Genomic DNA, 20,447 nt, shown 5'->3' on the forward strand with positions numbered 1-20,447 from the left:
CGCACTACGTCGGCGGCAGCACTTTGCCCGGGTTGAGAATCCCATCCGGGTCCAGCGCGGACTTGATCGCGCGCATCGTGGCCAACGTGGCCGGGCTGAACGCCTGCGCCATGAAATCGCGCTTGGCCAAGCCAATGCCGTGTTCGCCAGACAACGTGCCACCCAGCGCCAGCGTCAGTTCGAAGATCTTCGGCAACGCGGCGTGCGCGCGTGCGTTCTCGTCGGCATCGTCCGGGTGGTAAAGAATGTTGACGTGCAGGTTGCCGTTGCCGGCATGACCGAAGGTGACGATGGTGAGCGTGTACTCGCGTGCCAACGCCTGTACTCCGGCCACCAGCTCCGGAATGCGCGACACCGGCACCACCACGTCTTCATTGATCTTGCCGGGCGCGACGGTGCGCAGTGCCGGCGACAAGGCCTTGCGTGCGGCCCACAGCTGGTCGCGCGCGCGGCCTTCCATCGCCACGTCCAGTTCGATCATGCCGTCGCCTTCGGCGGCGCTGGCCAATGCCTGCAGCAGGTAGGGCAGGGTGTCGTGGTCGCCATCGGCTTCGACCAGCAGCATCGCGCCGGCCTCGGGTACTTCAGCGCCGTTCAAGCGCAGCAGCTCCAGGCTGCGCGCATCCATGAACTCCAGGCGCGTAGGCACCACCGGCTGCGACATCAGGCGTGACACTGCGGCGGCGGCGGCATCGGCATCGCGGTACAGCACGCGCAGGCCGGCCTGGCTGACCGGCAGCGGGGTGAGCTTGAGGGTGGCTTCCACGATCAGCGCCAGCGTGCCTTCGCTGCCTACCAGCAGGTGGGTGAGGTCGTAGCCGGTGGAATCCTTGGTGTAGGCACCTCCGCAGCGGATCACCTCGCCGGTGCCGGTCACCGCCACCAGGCCGAGCACGTTGTCTCGGCTGGTGCCGTACTTCACCGCGCGCGGGCCGCCGGCGTTGCAGGCCAGGTTGCCGCCCACGCTGCAGATCTCCGCGCTGGACGGGTCCGGTGCCCAGAACAGACCGTGTGGCGCCAGCGCCTGCTGCAGGGTTCCATTGAGCACGCCCGGCTGCACCACGGCGCAGCGGTCGCCGGCACGGATCTCGACGATGCGGTCCATGCGGGTGAACGACAGCACGATGCTGCCCGGCAAGGGCACGGCAGCACCGGTGGTGCCGGTGCCCGCGCCGCGCGCGACCAGCGCTACGTGATGGGCACGGCAGGCGCGCACCAGTGCCTGCACCTGTTCGATATTGGCGGGCAGCGCGACGGCGGCAGGGCGTTGATGACGCCACGAGTTGTCCTGCGCGTTCGCCTCCAGTGCGTTGTCATCCATGCGCCAGCCCTCCGCGCCCAGCAGGGCAGACAGTTCGGCAATCAATGCGGCGGGCAGGGCAGTACTCATGAGGGATCTCGTGGGGCAGCAGGAGCGGGTTGAATGAGCTTCCAGGCAACAACGGCGCCGGCCAGCGGCAACCAGACCCAGCGCAGTTCAGAGAGCAGGGTGGCGATGCCGCGCGCGCTGAAGAACTGCGGGGCGAACGGAGAGACGCGGATCGGTCGCCACGGTGCGAAGAAGCGCTGTTCGCTCCACGGCCAGGCCAGGGCAACGCCGAGCCCGCCGGAGGTCATCGCATCGAGCAGGGGATGGCTGGCGGCGCAGATGAAGACGAATACCGCCGCCTGTAGGGTGGACGCCATCGTTGACCGCACCGTGGTGGGTGCCAACCTTGGTTGGCACACATACGCCGACCAAGGTCGGCGCCTACCAAAGAATGCAAACAACGCCGCCAACGCGGCGAGCAGGCAGGCAAACAACAGCGAATGGCTGGCCCCGCGATGGCCGAACGCATCGGCATAGGGAATGTGCAGTGCGAACGCCAGCACATCGGCATCGGGCAGCATCGCTGCGGCCACACCCGCAGCCAGCAGCCACCCAGGAATGCGGCCACGATCCGCGGCGCACCACAGCGCCAGCGGCACAGCGGCATGGGTGATGATCGACGGCATCAGTCACGCACCACAGTCGTGCCGGCCAGGCTGCGCTCTGGTAGGTGCCAACCTTGGTTGGCACAGAAGCGCCGACCAAAGTCGGCCGCTACCAAAGCAAACGGTACCCATCAGCAATCATCCAACCGGAACGCGTCGCGCAGCCAGTTCAGCTGCGGCGGTTCACCCGTAGCTTCCACCACATCAAAGCGGCAAGGCGCATCGGCCAGCGCCGGATGGTCCTGCAGGTACAACAACGCGGCATGCGCCACGCGTCGGCATTTGCGCACATCCACCGAGGCCGCGCCGCCACCGAAATCGGATCGCGCGCGGTAGCGCACTTCCACGAACACCACGGTGCCGGCATCGTCCATCACCAGGTCCAGTTCACCGCCGCGATAACGCACGTTGCGTGCGCGCGGCAACAAACCGGCCTGTTGCAGATGCTGCTCGGCGGCAGCTTCCACCGCCGAGCCGCGTTGGCTGCGCTCAGCGACCACCGACGATCGGCATCGGCCGGCCGCCGTTGAAGGTGGACCAGGCCGGCTGGCGCAGGATGTTGCCGTTGCTGTCCAGGAACAGGGTGCCAGTGGCGCCGTCCAGGCCACCTTCGTTGGACAGCTTGTCCAGGTAGGCGGTGATCTTCCAGGCATCGGCGCCGAAGGCGAACAGGCGGCCAGCGGCACCGCGTGCGCTGGGCAGGGTGCTGGCGACCTGGCTGGCCGAGGGCAGGCCGGACACGCTGCGCACGTTCCAGGCTTCGTTCGGGTAGACGATGCCGTCCAGCGCCACGTCTTCTTCCACCTTGCCGCTGCCGACGGTCAGCTGCGAGGTGCCGACGCGGGTGGCGCCACCGGCACCGGCCAGCGCCAGCTGCGGCGCCAGCAGGCGGGCCTGCGGCGCGCGCACGGCCAGGAACACGGCATCGACCTGGCCGGCATTGCGTACCTGCGCACCGACATCGCCGACCGCATCGCTGACGCCGATCGTGGCCACCACCTGGCCGCCGCGCTGGGCGAAGCGTTGGGCGAAGGCGGCGGCGGCACGACGGCCGGTGTCGTCGGCGCTGTTGATCACCAGCGCCTTGCCGCGCTCGCGGCCACGCAGGTATTCGGCGGCGACGATGCCGTCGTCTTCCGGTGCCAGCGAGAAACCGGCACTGCCGGCCGGCGGTGCGTCCTTGCCACGGTTCAGCGCCAGCACCGGCACTTTCAGCTGCTGGCGGCCATACACTGCGTCCACTTCGTCGCGGCCGAGCGGGCCGACCACGAAGTCGGCACCGGCGCTGACGGCCTTGTCATAGGCGGCCAGCGCACCGGCTGCGGTACCGGCGGTATCGATGAAGGTGATGTCCGGGCGGCGGCGGGTCTCGCCGTAGTACGCGGCCAGCAGGCCATCGCGCACCGGCTGCGCGGCGGTGGCCAGGCGGCCGCTGAGCGGCAGCAGCACGGCCAGCTTGACCGGCGGGCGGTAGCCATCGCTCAGCGCCGGCGGGCGCTTGCTGGTATCGAACTGGGCCGCGCCATCACGATCGAACGGGCGCGGCAGCGGCAGGCCACGCGCGATCAGTGCGCGGCCAGCGAAGTTGTACAGCGGGTCGTTGGCTGGCAGCGCGGCGGCGCGGCTGCGCAGGGTGGTGTCGTCGAGGGTGCCGAGCAGGCCGGCGATGGCCGACTGGTTCTCGTTGCGGGCGGTGCCGGTCAGGCCGGCATGCGCGCGGGCACGTTCGGCGGCGGCGCCAAAGCTGTCGCCGGTCCCCTGCAGGGCGGCGGCGCGGGCCAGGTACCAGCGCGTGCGCAGCGCCGGCAGCACGTTGTCGCCGCTGTCCTTCAGCAGCGCCAGCGCCTGCGCCGGCTGCTTGTCGGCCAGTGCCAGCTCGGCACCGGTCAGCTGGTAGCGCTGCAGGCTGGCACCGGTCAGCTGGCGGGCGGTGAGCTGGCCCAGCAGGCTGCGTGCGCGGGCACTGTCGCCGGCCAGGTTCCAGGCCCAGGCCGCGTCGGCCAGGGCGTTGGCGCGGGCACCGCCGCGCAGGGTGGCGGCCAGGCCTTCCAGCTGCAGTGCGGCGTCGCGCGGTTTGCCCTGTTCGATCAGCGCCAGCGCCTGGCTCTGCGCCGGCGATTCGGGCGCGCTGGTCAGGCTGGTGGTGGCACAGCCGGCCATCAGCAGCAGCGACAACGACAGGGCGGAGATCCGTGCGGCGGGCTTGTTCATGATCGGGTCCATGCGATGAGGGCAGCGGCCTTGGCCGGGTACACGCTACGATTCTACCCTTGCCCCGTGAGTACCGCTGAAATGAGTGTGCCAACCCTGTACGTCGTCGCCACCCCGATCGGCAACCTGGCCGATCTGAGCCCGCGCGCGCAGGAGGTGCTGCGCTCGGTGGCGGCCATCTGTGCCGAGGACACCCGCCGCAGCGGCCAGCTGCTGTCCCATTTCGGCATCCAGCAGCCGCTGGTGGCCCTGCATGAACACAATGAAGAGGCCCTGTCGCAGCGCCTGGTCTCGCGGCTGCAGGCCGGCGAGTCGCTGGCGCTGGTCAGCGATGCCGGTACCCCGCTGGTCAGCGACCCCGGCTTCCGCCTGGTGCGTGCTGCGCGCGCGGCCGGCATCAAGGTCAGCCCGATCCCGGGCGCCTGCGCCGCCATCGCCGCGCTGAGCGTGGCCGGTCTGCCCAGCGACCGCTTCAGCTTCGAAGGTTTCCTGCCGGCCAAGGCCAGCGGCCGCCGCGACCGCCTGCAGGCGCTGGCCGGTGAAGTGCGCACGATGGTGTTCTATGAGTCCTCGCATCGCATCGCCGAATCGCTGGCCGACATGGCCGCGATCTTCGGCGGCGAGCGCCCGGCGGTGCTGGCGCGCGAGCTGACCAAGCTGTTCGAGACCGTGCTCGACGGCGATCTGGCTGGCCTGCTGGCCAAGGTGGAAGCCGACGAGAACCAGCGCAAGGGTGAGTTCGTGGTGATGGTGCAGGGCGCCGGCGATGACGAGGAAGCGCAGTTGGCGCATGGCCGCCGGGTGTACGCCAAGCTGAGCGAGCACCTGCCGCCGTCGACTGCCGCCAAGCTCGCCGCCGAGTTGACCGGCGCACCGCGCAAGGCGTTGTACGGCAGTTGATGGATCGCACCCACCAGGGCAGCGGAATCGGTAGATTCACGCCATGCGTGGATGGATGAATCGCACGTCGCGATCAACGCGGCAGGAACCCCCCACGTGCGCTAGAATGCGCGCTGGCGGAGCCGGCCAGACAGTCGCGTCATCCTTTCGGGGGTGCCGAGGAAAGTCCGGGCTCCATAGGGCAAGGTGCCAGGTAACGCCTGGGCGGCGCAAGCCGACGGAAAGTGCAACAGAAAGATACCGCCTACGTCTTCTTCGGAAGGCCGGTAAGGGTGAAATGGTGCGGTAAGAGCGCACCGCGAGTCTGGCAACAGACCGGCACGGCAAACCCCACCTGGAGCAAGACCAAATAGGGATCCTTTGGCGCGGCCCGCGTTGGATCCGGGTAGGTTGCTTGAGCGTTGCGGTGACGTAACGCCTAGAGGAATGACTGTCCACGACAGAACCCGGCTTATCGGCCGGCTCCGCCTCCTTCTTTTCATTGTGCGCACTGCACATCGGTAATGCCGGCCAGCGGCCGGCATTACCTCGACATCGGGGCGTCCTCAATCCGGCGTACGGTACTGCCCCGCGGAAATGAACTGCTCGAAGCGTTCGCACCACACCACCACGGTGGTGTAGTCGTCCACGTTGACGCTGTCGGGCACGTCCACCAGGAAACGGTTGAAGGTCTTCACTTCGCCGATGCGCTGGGCCTGCGCCTTGATCTTCAGGAAATCGGCTTTGTTGTCGACGAAGTCGCGCACCAGGTAGACCTTGTAGTCCGGCCCCGGGCCCATCTTGCCGTCGAAGGCGACCTGGCGCGCGCTGACGCTGACCTTGCCGTCGGCCCAGTGCACCGCGTCGCTGCCCTTGAGGTCGCGGCGGAAGGTGGTGTGGTAGCGGGCTTCGCCCATGGCGGCCTGCACCTGCGCGACCGGCGGATCATCCGGGGCGATCAGGATCGGCAGCAGGTACACGCCCAGGCCGAAGCCGAGGCCGAGCGTGAGCAGGTGGGTGGCGGCAAGTACGAGAACACGGCGCATCGATGACTCCCTGTGGATCGGTGGGGCGCGCGGCAGGACCGCGCCCGGTCATCGTGTGGCGTGCAGGCAGACATTTATAGACACAGAAAACAGGTACAGGGTCAGAAATCGACCTGGCTCTGGCCAAGGGCCACGCCCTGTGGGCCGAAGCGGCGCTCGTGGATCTGGCCGTGACCATCGGCGTCGATCAGCAGCACGGTGCTGGCGCGGGTGCCGTAGTCGTCGCCGCGGATGAAGGCCGGGCTCAGCCAGCGCTCGCGCTCCAGGCCGATGCCGGTGTCGGGCAGGTCGCTGTCGGCGGGGCGGTGTTCGTCGGCGAGGGCCTGCCAGAGCGGGGTCAGATCCCTTTCCCCTTGGGAAAGGGATCTGACCCCGTCTTCCTTCAGCCAGGCGGAAAGCGCGGCCATCAGCCGGCGGGTCTTTGGCCAGGGGGCGTCCAGTGCGCCGTTGGACATGCCGTGCACGCCGGGGTTCAGGTGTTGGCGTTCGGCGGGGTGGTTGCCCAGGAACTCCAGGCTGTCGCTATCGGCCAGCAGGAGGTTGAACGGGGCATAGGCGCCGGCCACGGTCGCCAAACGCTCGATATGCACGGCGGCCGGGTCGCGGCCACGCAGGAAGTCGGCCACCAGCGCGCCGCGCGACGGGCCGGTCTGTGCGGCCAGCGGATCGCGGACATTGGTGACCACTGCCATCCGGCCGCCGGCACCGACGCCGGCCCAGCCGCCACCGGAGCGCAGGTCGCGCCCCCCGATGACGGAGGTCTCATCTTGCCAGGGGGCCAGCGCCGCAGTCGGGCGGGCGTGGAACTCATCACGGTTGCCGATCATCACCAGCCGCCAGCGCGGGTGGTGCATCCAGCCAAGAGCGAGCAGGCACATGGCCTCATTGTGCACGGTTTGCGCAGTCTGACGCCGTTTTCGACCCGCCGCGGATGAATGCGCGGCCGATGTTTCATGCCCTGTCCACACCCCTGAACTTCCGTTCAATCTCAAAAAATGAGACGGATCAGCAACTTGTGGATAAGCCTTGAACAATTCTCTAAAGGTTGTTGCAAGCCATTGATGCGGCTGGCGATTTCCCTGCTGAAAAGTTGTTGACAACCCTCGGCCCGCTGCTAAGGTGGGCATCAGAGGGAAATCCGGGTGTTTTGTGGGTTTTCGTGGTTCAATGTTTCACCGGGCGAAGGATAGGTGCACGCGTCGTGTTCCAGGGCGAGACGGCCATCACAGTTGACGACAAAGGGCGCATGGCGGTTCCCACCGCTTACCGCGACCTTGTCGCGCGCGCCAGCAACAACCGTCTCGTCTTGACCTACAACCCGTTCGAAGCCGGCTGCCTGTGGCTGTATGCAGAGTCGGAATGGGAGCGGGTCCGCGACGACGTCATGTCCAAGCCCAACACCCAGCGCGTCGTGCGCCTGTTGCAGCAGAAGCTGGTCGGCTCGGCCGCCCATCTGGAGCTGGACGGCAACGGTCGCATCAGCATCCCCGCCAGCCACCGCGGTGCGGTGGGCATTGAGAAGAAGGCGGTATTGCTCGGTATGGGCGACAAGTTCGAATTGTGGAGCGAGCAGGCGCATCGGGCCCTGATCCAGCAGACGTTGTCTGACGAGGATCTGGGTGATGGGTTGCTCGACCTGAAGTTGTGAGCCGGGGTGCCCGGATGCGCCCAGAAGCGCAGACCGGTCACCTTCCGGTGTCGCAGTCGCCGGCGGTGCACCTGCCGGTCCTGTACACCCAGGTCATCGAAGGCCTGAGGGTGATCGAAAACGGACGTTATCTGGATGGCACGTTCGGTCGTGGCGGTCATGCACGTGGCGTGCTCACCCAGCTCGGTCCCGAGGGGCGCCTGCTGGTCATGGACAAGGATCCGGAAGCCATCGCCGTTGCTGAGCGCGATTTCGCGCCGGATGCGCGCGTGTCCATCTTCCGTGGCAGCTTCGCCCAGCTGCTGCAGTGGGATGCGACGGCTGAAGGCCTGGACGGTGTGCTGTTCGATCTGGGCGTGTCGTCGCCGCAGCTGGACGTGGCCGAACGTGGCTTCAGTTTCGGCAAGGACGGCCCGCTGGACATGCGCATGGATCCGGACAGCGGTGAAAGCGCCGCGCAGTGGATCAACCGCGTGGAAGAGCGCGAGATTGCCGACGTGCTGTGGACCTACGGCGAAGAGCGCCAGAGCCGCCGCATCGCCCGCGCCATCGTGGCCCGCCGCGAGAAGCAGCCGTTCTCCCGCACCGCCGAACTGGCCGAGCTGATCGCCTCGGTGATGCCGCGTGGCAAGGACAAGATCCACCCGGCCACCCGCAGCTTCCAGGCCATCCGCATCCACATCAACCGCGAGCTGGCCGATCTCGAAGCCGGGCTCGATGCGGCGGTGGAACGGCTCAAGCCCGGTGGCCGCCTGGCGGTGATCAGCTTCCACTCGCTGGAAGACCGCATCGTCAAGCAGTACATGAACCGCCTGGCCAAGGCGCCGCCGGCCAACCGCCGCCTGCCCGAGGCGGTCGCGTTCGTGCCGACGCTGGACCTGATCGGTGGTGCCATCAAGGCCACCGACGAAGAGCTGGCCGCCAACCCGCGTGCGCGCAGCGCCGTGCTGCGTGTGGCGCAGAAGCGGGAGGCCAGCGCATGAGCCGGCTGCTGCTGATCATCCTGTTGGCCTCGACCGTGGCCTCGGCGATCGGCGTCGTGTTCGTGCGTCACCGCCATCGGCAGACGTTCATCGAGCTGTCGCGCGCCGAGCGCACGCGCGATGACATCAATCTGGAATTCGGCCGCCTGCAGCTGGAACAGGCCACGCTGGCCGAAGCCAACCGCGTCGATCGCATCGCCCGCGAGAAGCTCGGCATGAAGTTCCCCGAGGCTGCCGACATCGTGGTGGTGCGGCCATGAGCAAGACCGGCCGCAACCGCCCGCGCAACGCCTTCAACCTGCGCCAGCGCCTGCGCTGGGTCGCGCTGGCGCTTGGCCTGTGCTCGGTGTCGCTGGTCGGTCGCGCCGCCTACGTGCAGATCATCAACAGCGATTTCTACCAGCGCCAGGGCGAAGCCCGTTACCTGCGCGAGCTGCCGATCAAGACTTCGCGCGGCATGATCACCGACCGCAACGGCGAGCCGCTGGCGGTGTCCACGCCGGTCGCCTCGATCTGGGTCAACCCGCAGGACCTGCTGCGTTCGCCCGAGCGCATCCCGGAACTGGCCCAGGCCGTCGGCATGTCGGTGGACGAGCTGAGCAGCCGCCTGTCGCAGAAGTCGGACAAGGAATTCATGTACCTGCGTCGCCGGATCAATCCGGACGAGGCAGAGAAGGTGGTGGCGCTGAAGATTCCGGGCGTGGCCGCACAGCGCGAGTTCCGCCGCTTCTACCCGCAGGGTGAGGCGATGGCGCACGTGCTGGGCTTCACCAACATCGACGACCGCGGCCAGGAAGGGCTGGAGCTGGCGTTCGACGAATGGCTGCGCGGCAAGGCCGGCGCCAAGCGGGTGATCCGCAACCGCAAGGGCGAGACCGTCGAGAGCGATCTGCTGCGCGCCGCCGAACCGGGCAAGGACCTGACCCTCAGCATCGACCGCCGCATCCAGTACCTGGCGTTCAAGGAACTGCGCAACGCGCTGGTGGCCAACAAGGCGGCCGGCGGTTCGATGGTGATCATGGATGTGACCACCGGCGAGATCCTGGCCATGGTCAACCTGCCGACCTACAACCCGAATTCGCTGACCGGCGCGCTGCCTGATGCGCGCCGCAATCGTGCGGTGACCGATCTGGTCGAGCCGGGTTCGACGATGAAGCCGCTGACCATTGCCACCGCGCTGCAGGCCGGTGCGGTGACCAAGGACACCATCATCGACACCAACCCGGGTTACATGACCCTGGGCCGCTTCACCATCCGCGACGTGCCGCGCAACAACGGCGTGCTGAACGTGACCGGCGTGATCACCCGCAGTTCGAACGTGGGCGCGGCCAAGGTCGCGGCGAAGATGCCGGACCAGGTGTTCTACGACGGCGTGCGCCGCTTCGGCTATGGCTCGGTGCCGCACAGCGGTTTCCCGGGTGAATCCGGCGGCGTGGTGCTGCGGCCGGCGCGCTGGTCGGGTACCACCAAGACCACGATGTCCTATGGCTACGGCCTGAACGTCACTCCGCTGCAGATCGCTACCGCCTATTCGGCACTTGCCAACGGCGGTCGTCTGATCGCGCCGACCTTCGTCAAGGGCCAGCGCAACGAAGGCCAGCAGATCATCGATGAGAACGTCGCCAAGCAGGTGGTGGCGATGATGGAAACGGTGGTCACCCAGGGCGGCGCCAAGCAGGCGGCGGTGCTGGGCTACCGCGTGGCCGGCAAGACCGGTACCGCGCGCAAGGCCGGCCCCGGTGGCTACGAGCGCGGCCACTACAACGCGCTGTTCGCCGGTGTGGTGCCGGCCACCAACCCGCGCTTTGCCACCGTCATCGTCATCAACGACCCGCAGGCCGGCAAGTTCTACGGCGGCCTGGTGTCGGCGCCGGTCTATCACAACGTGATGGAAGGCACCCTGCGCCTGATGGACGTGCCGCTGGACGACCTGCAGTCGTGGCTGGCCGCACAGCAGTCCGGCAAGGTCGGCCACTCGGCTTCGATCCTGCCCGCGCCGCCGGCTGAGGCCGCACTGCCGGCCGATGCCGCCGCCGAATTCGATGCTGCGCTGCCCAGCGCGCACGCCCAGACGCCGCCCGCTACGGGAGGCACGCAATGAGTCCTTCGATGTTGCTTTCGCAGTTGCTTCCGGACGTGGCCCTGGCGGGCCATGATCCCGTTCTGACTGGCCTGGTGCTGGACAGCCGCGCTGTGCGCCCCGGCAATGCCTTCGTCGCCATCGCCGGTTTCGGCGCGCATGGCCTGGGCTTTGTCGAGCAGGCCCGTGCGGCGGGCGCTGGCGTCATCCTGTTCGAACCGCCGGCCCCTGCTGAGCTGCCGGCGCCGGCCGATGCGATCGCGGTGCCGGGTCTGCGCGCGCGCATGGGCGCGATGGCCGACCAGTTCCATGGCGCACCGTCGCGGGCGATGGCAATGGTTGGCGTGACCGGCACCAACGGCAAGACCTCCACCGTGCAGCTGCTGGCCCAGGCCTGGCACCTGCTCGGTACGCCCAGTGGCAGTATCGGCACGCTGGGCGCCGGACTTTATGGCGCGGTCGAGCCGACCGGCTTCACCACGCCGCTGGTGCTGCAGATGCACGCGCTGCTGGCGCAGCTGCGTGATGCCGGCGCGCGCGCGGTGGCGATGGAAGTCAGCTCGCACGCGCTGGACCAGGGCCGCGTGGATGCCGTGCACTACGACGTGGCGGTGTTCACCAATCTCACCCGCGACCATCTGGACTACCACGGCGACATGGCCAGCTACGGCGCGGCCAAGGCGCGGCTGTTCCATCGCCCGGGCCTGAAGGCAGCGGTGATCAACTTGGACGACGCCTTCGGTCGCCAGCTGTTCGCCGGCCTGCCGGCGGGCGTGCAGCCGATCGGCCTGAGCTCGCGCGGTGCCAGCGAGGCCAGCGTGCGCGCCGAAGCGCTGCAGCTCGATGGCCGTGGCATTGCCTTTGAACTGGTCATCGACGGCCAGCGCGCTGCGGTGCAGTCGCCGCTGCTGGGCCGCTTCAACGTGGACAACCTGCTGGCCGTGGCCGGCACCCTGCATGCGCAGGGCCAGCCACTGCCGCGCATCGCCGAGGTGCTGTCGGCGCTGCAGCCGATCCGCGGCCGCATGAACCGCCTCGGCGGCGAAGACGGTCTGCCGACCGTGGTGGTCGATTACGCACATACCCCGGACGCGCTGGAACAGGCGTTGGACAGCTTGCACGGCCACCTGCACGGTGCGCTGTTCTGCGTGTTCGGCTGCGGTGGCGAGCGCGATACCGGCAAGCGCCCGCAGATGGCTGCGATCGCCGAGCGCCTGGCCAACCAGGTCATCGTCACCGACGACAACCCGCGCGGCGAGGATGGCGACGTGATCGTGGCCGACATCCTGGCCGGCTTCCAGAACGCCGAGGCGGTGACCGTGCAGCGCAGCCGCGCGCGCGCGATCGGCCTGGCGGTGAAGCGCGCCGGTGCCGGCGACATCATCCTGATCGCCGGCAAGGGCCACGAGCCGTACCAGGAAGTGAACGGCGTGCGCCATGACTTCGACGACACCGAAGTGGCGGCGGCTGCATTGGCGGCCAAAGCCGGTGTTCTAGCAGCGACGCGCATGGATGCGCTAGTGGCCCGGCCGCAGGACGCGGAAGAGGGCCCCCAGGCCGGGGAGGGCGCCGCATGAAGCGCACCCTGCTTTCGCTGATCGCGCATTGGGCCGGCGGCGAGATCCACGGCGATGACGTGGCCATCGACGCGGTAAGCAATGACACCCGCAGCCTCGGCCCGGGCAGCCTGTACGTGGCGCTGCGTGGCGAGCGCTTCGATGGCCATGACTTCGCCGCCGACGCACTGGCACGCGGTGCCAGCGCGCTGCTGGTCGAACGCCTGCTGCCGCTGGACGTGCCGCAGGTGCTGGTGGCCGACAGCGAGTTGGCGCTGGCCAAGATCGCCACCGGCATGCAGCGCGACCGCGGCACCGAGGTGTTCGCGATCACCGGCAGCAATGGCAAGACCAGTGTGAAGAGCCTGCTGCTGTCGATCCTGCAGCAGGTGGCGCGCGAGGCGCACCGGGTGGTCTACGCCAACCCGGGTAACCGCAACAACGAGATCGGCTTGCCGCTGGCGGTGATCGACGCGCCGGAAGATGCCGACTACGCCGTCTACGAGATGGGTGCCGGCAAGCCGGGTGACATCGCTTACCTCACCGACATCGCCCGCCCGCGCTATGCGCTGGTCAACAATATCGCCCCGGCGCACCTGGAGCGCATGGGCAGCCTGCTCGGCGTGGCGGTCACCAAGGGCGCGATCTACGCGGCGCTGCCGGCCGATGGCGTGGCGGTGATCAACGTGGACGATGCCTACGGGCGCTGGTTCGAACAGCATTTCGTCGGCACTCTGCCGCGCTGCCGCGTGCTGCGCTACGGCCTGGAGCACACCGCCGAGGTCACCGCGCGTGATATCCGTGGCGGTGCACAGGGCAGCCAGTTCGTGCTGGTCGCGCCGACGGGCGAGGCCCGCGTGGTGCTGGGCCTGCCGGGGCGCCACAACGTCAGCAACGCGCTGGCCGCCGCCAGCCTGGCGCTGGCCGCCGGTATCGATCTGGCGCTGATTGCGGCCGGGCTGGCCGAGGCACAGCCGGTGCCGGGCCGCCAGATCGCCCATCAGCTGCACAACGGTGCAGTGCTGGTGGACGACAGCTACAACGCCAACCCGGGTTCGCTGGCCGCCGCCATCGACGCCCTGGCCGCTGCGCCGGAAGAGGGTTGGCTGGTACTGGGCGACATGCGTGAGCTGGGCCCGGATGCCGAAGCGCTGCATGCCCAGGCCGGTCTGCGCGCCCGCGCGGCCGGTCTCAAGCGGCTGTACGCGCTGGGTCCGCTCAGTGCCGCCGCTGCGGCCGCCTTCGGTGAAGGTGGCCGCCATTTCGCCACCCATGATGCGCTGTCACAGGCGCTGCAGGACGAGTTGCACGCTGGTGTGCGCTGCCTGGTCAAGGGTTCCCGTGGCAGTGCCATGGACCTGATCGTCAAAGCGCTGCTGGCGCAAGGAGAGGAATCCCCGCATGTTGTATGAACTGGCTCGATGGTTGCAGCAGTTGGAGAGCCTGTTCGGGCTGTTCAACTACCAGACGTTCCGCGCCATCCTTGCCGCGCTGACGGCGCTGTTCCTGTCGCTCTGGCTGGGCCCGGCGATGATCCGCAAGCTTGCCCAGTTCAAGGGCGGCCAGCCGATCCGCAGCGACGGCCCGCAGACCCACTTCTCCAAGGCCGGCACGCCGACCATGGGCGGCTCGCTGATCCTGCTTACCGTCACCCTGTCGGTGCTGATGTGGGCCGACCTGCGCAACCGCTACGTGTGGCTGGTGCTGGCGGTGATGCTGTGCTTCGGCGCCATCGGCTGGTATGACGACTGGATCAAGATCGTCCGTCGCGACCCGAACGGCCTGAAGTCGCGCTGGAAGTACCTGCTGCAGTCGATCTTCGGCCTGGCCGCGGGCATCTTCCTGTTCCAGACCGCCGACGTACCGGCGGCGCTGACCTTCTATATCCCGATGTTCAAGTCGGTGGCGCTGCCGCTGGCCGGCATCGGCTTTGTGGCCATCGCCTACTTCTGGATCGTCGGTTTCTCCAATGCGGTGAACCTGACCGACGGCCTGGACGGCCTGGCCATCATGCCGACCGTGCTGGTGGCCTGCGCGCTGGGCGTGTTCGCCTATGCCTCGGGCAACGTGGTGTTCGCCAACTACCTGCAGATCCCGCAGATTCCGGGGGCCGGCGAGCTGGTGATCATCTGCGCGGCCATTGCCGGCGCCGGCCTGGGCTTCCTCTGGTTCAACACCTATCCGGCCATGGTCTTCATGGGCGACATCGGCGCGCTGTCGCTGGGCGCGGTGCTGGGCACGATCGCGGTGATCACCCGCCAGGAGCTGGTGCTGGTGATCATGGGCGGCGTGTTCGTCATCGAAACGCTGTCGGTGATGATCCAGGTCGCCTCGTTCAAGCTGACCGGCAAGCGCGTGTTCCGCATGGCGCCGATCCACCACCATTTCGAACTGAAGGGCTGGCCCGAACCGCGCGTGATCGTGCGCTTCTGGATCATCTCCGTCGTGCTCGTGCTGATCGGCCTGGCCACGTTGAAGGTGCGCTGAGATGAACGACCTGTCCCGCCAGGCAACACGCCTTGAAGCCATCGAAGGCAGCTACGACAAGTGGCTGCTGGGCGCGATCATCGCGCTCACCGGTGTCGGCGTGGTGATGGTGGCGTCCAGCTCGATCGCCTTGATGAGCAGCCCGTTCTACTACCTCAACCGCCACCTGATCTTCCTGGCGGTCGGCATCGTGCTGGCGGTGGTGGCCGCGCGTACCGAGCTGAAGTCCATCGAGCAGTACAACCAGATGCTGCTGCTGGGCTGCTTCGTGCTGCTGCTGGCGGTGTTCGCGCCGGGCCTGGGCAGCACCGTCAACGGTGCGCGCCGCTGGATCAACCTGGGCATCTCCAAGTTCCAGACCGTGGAAGCGGTGAAGGTGCTCTACATCGTGTGGCTGTCCAGCTACCTGGTGCGCTTCCGCGATGAAGTGAACGCGACTTGGCCGGCGATGCTCAAGCCGCTGGGCGTGGCCGGTGCGCTGGTGGTGCTGCTGCTGCTGCAGCCGGACTTCGGTTCGTCCACCCTGCTGCTGGCGATCACCGCCGGCATGCTGGTGCTGGGCGGGGTCAACATGCCGCGCATGTCGATGCCGGTGATCATCGGCCTGGTCGGCATGAGCGCGCTGGCGATCATCGAGCCGTACCGCATGCGCCGCATCACCTCGTTCCTCGACCCGTGGGCCGACCAGCAGGGCGACGGCTACCAGCTGTCCAACGCGCTGATGGCGGTAGGCCGTGGCGAGTGGACCGGGGTTGGCCTGGGCAATTCGGTGCAGAAGCTGTACTACCTGCCCGAGGCGCATACCGACTTCATCTTCTCGGTCACCGCCGAGGAATTCGGCTTCCTGGGCACCTGCGTGATCGTGGCCCTGTACGCGCTGCTGGTGGGCCGCACCTTCTGGCTGGGCATGCGCTGCGTGGAAATGAAGCGCCACTTCTCCGGCTACATCGCCTTCGGCATCGGCCTGTGGATCAGCATGCAGACCTTCGTTTCGATCGGCGTGAACCTGGGCATCCTGCCGACCAAGGGCCTGACCCTGCCGCTGATCTCCTCCGGCGGTTCGTCGGTGCTGATGACCTGCGTGGCGATGGGCCTGCTGCTGCGCGTGTCCTATGAACTCAAGCGCGCCGAGCGTCGCCAGGCCGTGCGTATCGGTGGTGGCGCCGAAGACGCCGTTGCCGAGCCGATGGACGAACCTGCTGCACCTGCGGCGGCCAGCGTACCGATGAGCGCCGAGCCGGTGGCCACCACTGCGCCGAATGCCGCGCGTGGCACCAGCCGCCTGCAGTCGCGTATCGAACCGACCTTCGGGAGGCTGTCATGAGCAGCGCCTCCAACGCCCGCCCGGTGATGATCCTGGCCGGTGGCACCGGCGGCCACATCTTCCCCGGCCTGGCCGTGGCCCGGGTGCTGCGCGAGCGCGGCGTGCCGGTCACCTGGATGGGCGCCGAGGGCGCGATGGAAACCCGCCTGGTGCCGCAGCACGACATCGCCATCGACACGCTGGCCATCACCGGCCTGCGCGGCAAGGGCAAGCTGGCCCTGCTGGGTGCACCGTGGCGGCTGATGCGCGCGCTGCGTGCGGCCGGCATGATCATCCGCAAGCGCCAGCCGCGTGCAGTGGTGGCCTTCGGCGGCTTTGCCTCCGGCCCCGGTGGCATGGCCACGCGCCTGCATGGCCTGCCGCTGATCGTGCATGAGCAGAACCGTGCGCCGGGCCTGACCAATCGCATCCTGTCGCGCTACGCGCGCCGCCTGCTGACCGGTTTCCCGGGCACCTTCGCCAAGGGCGAGGAGTTCGTCGGCAACCCGGTGCGTGCGGAAATCGCCGCCATCGCACCGCCCGAGCAGCGCTTTGCCGACCGCCACGGTCCGCTGCGCGTGCTGGTGGTCGGTGGCAGCCAGGGCGCGCGTGCGCTCAACACCGGCGTGCCGCAGGCCATCGCGGCGCTGGGCGCGGACGTGCCGGTGCAGGTGCGCCACCAGAGTGGCGAGAAGCTGCATGCCGAAGCGGTCGAGGCCTATGCCAAGGCCGGCGTGCAGGCTGAAATCACGCCGTTCATCGCCAACATGGCCGAGGCCTTCGCCTGGGCCGACCTGGTGGTGTGCCGTGCAGGCGCGTCGACCCTGGCCGAGCTGTGCGCGGTCGGTGTCGGCAGCGTGCTGGTGCCATTCCCCGCCGCCGTCGACGATCACCAGACCCGCAATGCGGAGTACCTGGTCGAGCGCGATGCGGCGGTGTTGCTGAAGCAGGACGGAACGCTGGCCGACGGCATTGCCGCACTGCTGCGCGATCTGTCCGAAAATCCCGCCCGCCGCATGCAGATGGCGCAAGCCGCGCGTGCCCTGGCCAAGGTCGATGCCGCCGAGCGCATCGCCGATATCATTCTTGAGGAAGCTGTATGAAGAAGGCATGCCACCGCGCCTGCCCTGCGCGAGGCCGCGCATGATCCGTCGCCTGCACGACACCAACGACCTGGTGCGCGCGTTCCCGCGCGTGCACTTCGTCGGTATCGGCGGCACCGGCATGAGCGGTATCGCCGAAGTGATGCTGACGCTGGGCTATGAAGTGTCCGGCTCGGACAACGCTGACAACGGCGCCACCCGCCGCCTGGCCAGCCTGGGTGCGCGCATCATGCGCGGCCATTCGGCGGCCAACGTGCTGGGCACCGACTGCGTGGTGGTGTCCAGCGCGATCCGCGAAGACAACCCGGAACTGATGGAAGCGCGCAGCCAGCGCATTCCGATCATGCCGCGTGCGGCCATGCTGGCCGAGCTGATGCGCTTCCGCCGCGGCATCGCGGTGGCCGGTACGCACGGCAAGACCACCACCACCAGCCTGACCGCTGCGGTGCTGAGCGAAGGTGGCCTGGACCCGACGTTCGTGATCGGTGGTCAGCTGCTGGCCGCCGGTGCCAACGCCAAGCTGGGCGGTGGCCAGTGGCTGGTGGCCGAGGCCGACGAAAGCGATGGCAGCTTCCTGCGCCTGAACCCGCTGATGTCGATCATCACCAACATCGATGCCGACCACCTGGAGAACTACGGCAACGATTTCGCCCGCGTGCAGGCGGCGTTCGCCGAATTCCTGCAGCGCCTGCCGTTCTACGGACTGGCGGTGCTGTGCATCGATGACCCGGAAGTGGCCGCGCTGGCCGCCAAGACCCCGCGCCACGTGATGAGCTACGGCATGAGCCCGCAGGCCGACGTGCGCGCCGAGAACGTGGTGCAGGAAGGTTCGCGCATGCGCTTCACCCTGCGCCTGCCGCAGGGCACCAGCCAGGAAGTGGTACTGGCGCTGCCGGGCAGGCACAACGTGCTGAACGCACTGGCCGCTGCGGCCGTGGGCTGGCAGCTGGGCGTGGCCCCGGACGCGATCGCGCGTGCGCTGGAAAGCTTCGCCGGCGTTGGCCGTCGCTTCAACGATCTGGGCGAAGTGACCACCGCCAGCGGCGCCAAGGTGCGCATCATCGACGATTACGGTCACCACCCCAGCGAGCTGGAAGCGGTGTTCGCCGCCGCCCGCGGTGGTTGGGCCGACAAGCGCCTGGTGGTGGCCTTCCAGCCGCACCGTTACAGCCGTACCCGCGACCAGTTCGACAAGTTCGCTGCGGTGCTGTCCAGCGTCGATGCGCTGGTGCTGAGCGAGGTCTACCCGGCCGGTGAGGAACCGATCGCCGGTGCCGATTCGCATGCGCTGGCCCGCGCCATCCGTGCGCGCGGCCGCAGCGAGCCGGTGGTGGTGGGCAAGGCTGCCGAACTGGCCAGCGTGCTGCCGGACGTGCTGCAGGACGGCGACCTGCTGCTGATGATGGGCGCCGGCGACATCGGTGCCGTGGCCACCCAGATCGCGGTGGAAGGCTTCAAGGCGGAGGGCCAGGCGTGAGCACGCTGACCTTCCCGCCGCTGCACGTGACCGACCCGGCCGTGTTCGGCCGTGTGGCCGTACTGCTCGGCGGCAGCTCGAGTGAACGCGAGGTGTCGCTGGATTCGGGCCGCAACGTGCTTGAAGCGCTGCAGTCGCGCGGCGTCGATGCGTTCGCGGTGGATGGCATCCCTGCGCTGGCCAAGGCGCTGGCCGCCGGTGGCATCGACCGCGTGTTCAACATCCTGCACGGCCACAACGGTGGCGGTGAGGATGGCATCGTGCAGGGCCTGATGGACGCCTTCGGTGTGCCGTACACCGGTTCGGACGTGCTGGGTTCGGCGCTGAGCATGGACAAGATCCGCACCAAGCAGGTGTGGCTGTCGCTGGGCCTGCCGACCCCGCAGTACCGGAAGGTCGATGCCTCCAACGTGCATGCGCTGGCCGCCGAACTGGGCCTGCCGGTGGTGGTGAAGCCGGCCAATGAAGGTTCCAGCGTGGGCATCAGCCGGGTCACCGACGAGGCCGGCCTGGATGAGGCGGTGGCGCTGGCTGCACGCTACGACGGCCAGCTGCTGATGGAACAGATGGTGGTCGGCGATGAACTGACCGTGGCCATCCTCGGCGATGTCGCGCTGCCGTCGATCCGCATCGTGCCCAAGGGCCAGTGGTACGACTACAACGCCAAGTACATCGCCGAAGACACCCAGTACCTGTGCCCGGGCCTGGACGGTGACGCCGAAGAAGAAATCCGGCGCATCGCGCTGGCCGCGTTCCGCGCTGCCGGCTGCCGTGGCTGGGGCCGCGTGGACGTGATGCGCGACCGCAGCAGCGGCCGTTTCTTCCTGCTGGAAGTGAACACCGCGCCGGGCATGACCAGCCATTCGCTGGTGCCCAAGGCCGCACGCCAGGCCGGCATCGGTTTCGAGGAACTGGTGTGGCGCGTGCTGGAGCAGACCCTGGAGGCCAGGCACGCATGAACGCGCTGCTGCGCATCTTCGTCTGGCTGTTGGCGCTGTCGGTGGTTGCACTGCCGGTGGTGGCCGTGGTCAATGGCTGGGTCGGCGCCGAGCGCTGGCCGCTGGCGAAGCTGCGCGTGCATGGCGAGTTCAAGCGGGTACCGGCCGAACAGCTGCAGCAGGTGCTGCTGCCGTACGCGCGCGCCGGCTTCTTCGCGGTCAAGCTGCAGGATGCCCAGGATGCGCTGGAAAACCTGCCGTGGGTGGAGAGTGCACGGGTGCGCAAGCAGTGGCCGGACGTGCTGGAAGTGACCCTGGTCGAGCACAAGCCGTTTGCGCGCTGGGGCAATGATCGTCTGGTCTCCGAGCAGGGCAAGCTGTTCCCCACGCCGAAGAAGTTGTCCGACCTGGCACTGCCCGAGCTGGACGGCCCGGACAGCCAGACCGAAGAAGTGATGAAGCTGTACAGCGACTCGCGTGCATTGTTCGCACCGGCCGGTGTTGACGTGCGGCGGGTGACGATGGACGCGCGCGGCAGCTGGTCGCTGGTGCTGAGCAACGGCACCGAGGTGGTGGTCGGCCGTGACGACGCGCGCTCGCGCCTGCAGCGCTTCGTCAAGGTGCTGCCGCAGCTCAACCGCCAGGACGCGCCGATCGAGCGCGCCGACCTCCGTTACACCAATGGTTTCACGCTGAGCTGGGGTACCCCGGCCACGCCGGCGAAAACGCCGGCGACCCCGGCCAGCAGGACGCAGGAAAGGA

Annotated in this window: 18 protein-coding genes, 1 other RNA gene and 1 pseudogene; 14 read left to right on the plus strand and 6 right to left on the minus strand. The window is 68.3% G+C overall.

Features of this window, described 5'->3' with window-relative positions:
- Window positions 1–4: 4 nt before the first annotated feature.
- From C9412_RS00225 to C9412_RS00240, 4 genes are all read right to left on the minus strand, one after another.
- Window positions 5–1,390 (minus strand): FAD-linked oxidase C-terminal domain-containing protein, encoded by a 1,386-nt coding sequence (locus C9412_RS00225; protein WP_107229844.1) that lies wholly within the window; start codon window positions 1,388–1,390, stop codon window positions 5–7.
- Window positions 1,387–1,995 (minus strand): metal-dependent hydrolase, encoded by a 609-nt coding sequence (locus tag C9412_RS00230; protein ID WP_107229845.1) that lies wholly within the window; start codon window positions 1,993–1,995, stop codon window positions 1,387–1,389. Before C9412_RS00230 ends, C9412_RS00225 begins: the two co-directional genes overlap by 4 nt.
- 110 nt (window positions 1,996–2,105) lie before the next feature.
- Window positions 2,106–2,474 carry a YraN family protein gene (locus tag C9412_RS00235; RefSeq protein ID WP_107229846.1) on the minus strand — a complete coding sequence of 123 codons (369 nt, stop codon included), beginning with the start codon at window positions 2,472–2,474 and terminating at the stop codon, window positions 2,106–2,108.
- Window positions 2,464–4,185 carry a penicillin-binding protein activator gene (locus tag C9412_RS00240; RefSeq protein WP_107229847.1) on the minus strand — a complete coding sequence of 574 codons (1,722 nt, stop codon included), beginning with the start codon at window positions 4,183–4,185 and terminating at the stop codon, window positions 2,464–2,466. The genes C9412_RS00235 and C9412_RS00240 overlap by 11 nt, the downstream gene beginning before the upstream one ends.
- A gap of 81 nt (window positions 4,186–4,266) precedes the next feature.
- Between C9412_RS00240 and rsmI the strand changes: the two genes are divergently transcribed.
- Both rsmI and rnpB read left to right on the plus strand, forming a co-directional pair.
- Window positions 4,267–5,085 (plus strand): 16S rRNA (cytidine(1402)-2'-O)-methyltransferase, encoded by an 819-nt coding sequence (rsmI, locus tag C9412_RS00245; RefSeq protein WP_005408070.1) that lies wholly within the window; start codon window positions 4,267–4,269, stop codon window positions 5,083–5,085.
- A 118-nt stretch (window positions 5,086–5,203) separates the two neighbouring features.
- Window positions 5,204–5,555, plus strand: an RNA gene (gene rnpB, locus C9412_RS00250) — RNase P RNA component class A.
- Between the two features lie 75 nt (window positions 5,556–5,630).
- On the opposite strand, the gene C9412_RS00255 is transcribed toward rnpB, so the two are convergent.
- Both C9412_RS00255 and C9412_RS00260 read right to left on the minus strand, forming a co-directional pair.
- The gene (locus C9412_RS00255) at window positions 5,631–6,110 is read right to left on the minus strand and encodes a DM13 domain-containing protein (protein ID WP_107229848.1); all 480 of its coding nucleotides are present in this window, start codon (window positions 6,108–6,110) and stop codon (window positions 5,631–5,633) included.
- Between the two features lie 101 nt (window positions 6,111–6,211).
- A complete protein-coding gene (locus tag C9412_RS00260; protein WP_107229849.1) occupies window positions 6,212–6,988 on the minus strand; it encodes an NRDE family protein in 777 nt (258 codons plus the stop codon).
- A 323-nt stretch (window positions 6,989–7,311) separates the two neighbouring features.
- Here C9412_RS00260 and mraZ point away from each other — a divergent pair, with 323 nt between their 5' ends.
- The 12 genes and pseudogenes from mraZ to C9412_RS00320 form a co-directional block, all read left to right on the plus strand.
- The gene (mraZ, locus tag C9412_RS00265; RefSeq protein ID WP_004143635.1) at window positions 7,312–7,758 is read left to right on the plus strand and encodes a division/cell wall cluster transcriptional repressor MraZ; all 447 of its coding nucleotides are present in this window, start codon (window positions 7,312–7,314) and stop codon (window positions 7,756–7,758) included.
- Between the two features lie 14 nt (window positions 7,759–7,772).
- Window positions 7,773–8,741 carry a 16S rRNA (cytosine(1402)-N(4))-methyltransferase RsmH gene (gene rsmH, locus C9412_RS00270; RefSeq protein ID WP_107229850.1) on the plus strand — a complete coding sequence of 323 codons (969 nt, stop codon included), beginning with the start codon at window positions 7,773–7,775 and terminating at the stop codon, window positions 8,739–8,741.
- A complete protein-coding gene (gene ftsL / locus C9412_RS00275) occupies window positions 8,738–9,001 on the plus strand; it encodes a cell division protein FtsL (RefSeq protein WP_087921528.1) in 264 nt (87 codons plus the stop codon). Before rsmH ends, ftsL begins: the two co-directional genes overlap by 4 nt.
- Window positions 8,998–10,842 carry a penicillin-binding transpeptidase domain-containing protein gene (locus C9412_RS00280; RefSeq protein ID WP_107229851.1) on the plus strand — a complete coding sequence of 615 codons (1,845 nt, stop codon included), beginning with the start codon at window positions 8,998–9,000 and terminating at the stop codon, window positions 10,840–10,842. The genes ftsL and C9412_RS00280 overlap by 4 nt, the downstream gene beginning before the upstream one ends.
- Entirely contained in the window at window positions 10,839–12,398 is a 1,560-nt protein-coding gene (locus C9412_RS00285; RefSeq protein WP_258189898.1) for a UDP-N-acetylmuramoyl-L-alanyl-D-glutamate--2,6-diaminopimelate ligase, read from the plus strand. The genes C9412_RS00280 and C9412_RS00285 overlap by 4 nt, the downstream gene beginning before the upstream one ends.
- Complete coding sequence (gene murF / locus C9412_RS00290; RefSeq protein ID WP_107229852.1) at window positions 12,395–13,789, plus strand: UDP-N-acetylmuramoyl-tripeptide--D-alanyl-D-alanine ligase; 1,395 nt, start codon at window positions 12,395–12,397, stop codon at window positions 13,787–13,789. Before C9412_RS00285 ends, murF begins: the two co-directional genes overlap by 4 nt.
- Complete coding sequence (gene mraY / locus C9412_RS00295; protein ID WP_057498482.1) at window positions 13,779–14,864, plus strand: phospho-N-acetylmuramoyl-pentapeptide-transferase; 1,086 nt, start codon at window positions 13,779–13,781, stop codon at window positions 14,862–14,864. Before murF ends, mraY begins: the two co-directional genes overlap by 11 nt.
- Before the next feature lies 1 nt (window position 14,865).
- Window positions 14,866–16,188 (plus strand): putative lipid II flippase FtsW, encoded by a 1,323-nt coding sequence (gene ftsW, locus C9412_RS00300; RefSeq protein WP_107229853.1) that lies wholly within the window; start codon window positions 14,866–14,868, stop codon window positions 16,186–16,188.
- Complete coding sequence (gene murG / locus C9412_RS00305) at window positions 16,185–17,270, plus strand: undecaprenyldiphospho-muramoylpentapeptide beta-N-acetylglucosaminyltransferase (RefSeq protein WP_107229854.1); 1,086 nt, start codon at window positions 16,185–16,187, stop codon at window positions 17,268–17,270. Before ftsW ends, murG begins: the two co-directional genes overlap by 4 nt.
- A 40-nt stretch (window positions 17,271–17,310) precedes the next feature.
- Window positions 17,311–18,747 (plus strand): UDP-N-acetylmuramate--L-alanine ligase, encoded by a 1,437-nt coding sequence (gene murC / locus C9412_RS00310; protein ID WP_107229855.1) that lies wholly within the window; start codon window positions 17,311–17,313, stop codon window positions 18,745–18,747.
- On the plus strand, window positions 18,744–19,706 hold the full coding sequence (locus C9412_RS00315; protein WP_107229856.1) for a D-alanine--D-alanine ligase: 963 nt from the start codon (window positions 18,744–18,746) through the stop codon (window positions 19,704–19,706). The genes murC and C9412_RS00315 overlap by 4 nt, the downstream gene beginning before the upstream one ends.
- Window positions 19,703–20,377: pseudogene (locus C9412_RS00320) on the plus strand (cell division protein FtsQ/DivIB); the annotation flags it as partial. The gene C9412_RS00315 and the pseudogene C9412_RS00320, both read left to right, overlap by 4 nt.
- Between the last annotated feature and the right edge of the window lie 70 nt (window positions 20,378–20,447).

Source organism: Stenotrophomonas sp. Nf1 (assembly GCF_003028475.1).
Classification (GTDB): domain Bacteria; phylum Pseudomonadota; class Gammaproteobacteria; order Xanthomonadales; family Xanthomonadaceae; genus Stenotrophomonas.

What these genes read in the sequence shown, in the direction of transcription:
- mraY (WP_057498482.1), top strand. Translation starts at nt 13,779, where the DNA reads ATGTTGTATGAACTGGCTCGATGGTTGCAGCAGTTGGAGAGCCTGTTC.
- murG (WP_107229854.1), top strand. Translation starts at nt 16,185, where the DNA reads ATGAGCAGCGCCTCCAACGCCCGCCCGGTGATGATCCTGGCCGGTGGC.
- C9412_RS00285 (WP_258189898.1), top strand. Translation starts at nt 10,839, where the DNA reads ATGAGTCCTTCGATGTTGCTTTCGCAGTTGCTTCCGGACGTGGCCCTG.
- C9412_RS00280 (WP_107229851.1), top strand. Translation starts at nt 8,998, where the DNA reads ATGAGCAAGACCGGCCGCAACCGCCCGCGCAACGCCTTCAACCTGCGC.
- ftsW (WP_107229853.1), top strand. Translation starts at nt 14,866, where the DNA reads ATGAACGACCTGTCCCGCCAGGCAACACGCCTTGAAGCCATCGAAGGC.
- C9412_RS00230 (WP_107229845.1), bottom strand. Translation starts at nt 1,995, where the DNA reads ATGCCGTCGATCATCACCCATGCCGCTGTGCCGCTGGCGCTGTGGTGC.
- C9412_RS00225 (WP_107229844.1), bottom strand. Translation starts at nt 1,390, where the DNA reads ATGAGTACTGCCCTGCCCGCCGCATTGATTGCCGAACTGTCTGCCCTG.
- rsmI (WP_005408070.1), top strand. Translation starts at nt 4,267, where the DNA reads ATGAGTGTGCCAACCCTGTACGTCGTCGCCACCCCGATCGGCAACCTG.
- C9412_RS00240 (WP_107229847.1), bottom strand. Translation starts at nt 4,185, where the DNA reads ATGAACAAGCCCGCCGCACGGATCTCCGCCCTGTCGTTGTCGCTGCTG.
- C9412_RS00260 (WP_107229849.1), bottom strand. Translation starts at nt 6,988, where the DNA reads ATGTGCCTGCTCGCTCTTGGCTGGATGCACCACCCGCGCTGGCGGCTG.
- murC (WP_107229855.1), top strand. Translation starts at nt 17,311, where the DNA reads ATGATCCGTCGCCTGCACGACACCAACGACCTGGTGCGCGCGTTCCCG.
- rsmH (WP_107229850.1), top strand. Translation starts at nt 7,773, where the DNA reads ATGCGCCCAGAAGCGCAGACCGGTCACCTTCCGGTGTCGCAGTCGCCG.
- C9412_RS00255 (WP_107229848.1), bottom strand. Translation starts at nt 6,110, where the DNA reads ATGCGCCGTGTTCTCGTACTTGCCGCCACCCACCTGCTCACGCTCGGC.
- murF (WP_107229852.1), top strand. Translation starts at nt 12,395, where the DNA reads ATGAAGCGCACCCTGCTTTCGCTGATCGCGCATTGGGCCGGCGGCGAG.
- ftsL (WP_087921528.1), top strand. Translation starts at nt 8,738, where the DNA reads ATGAGCCGGCTGCTGCTGATCATCCTGTTGGCCTCGACCGTGGCCTCG.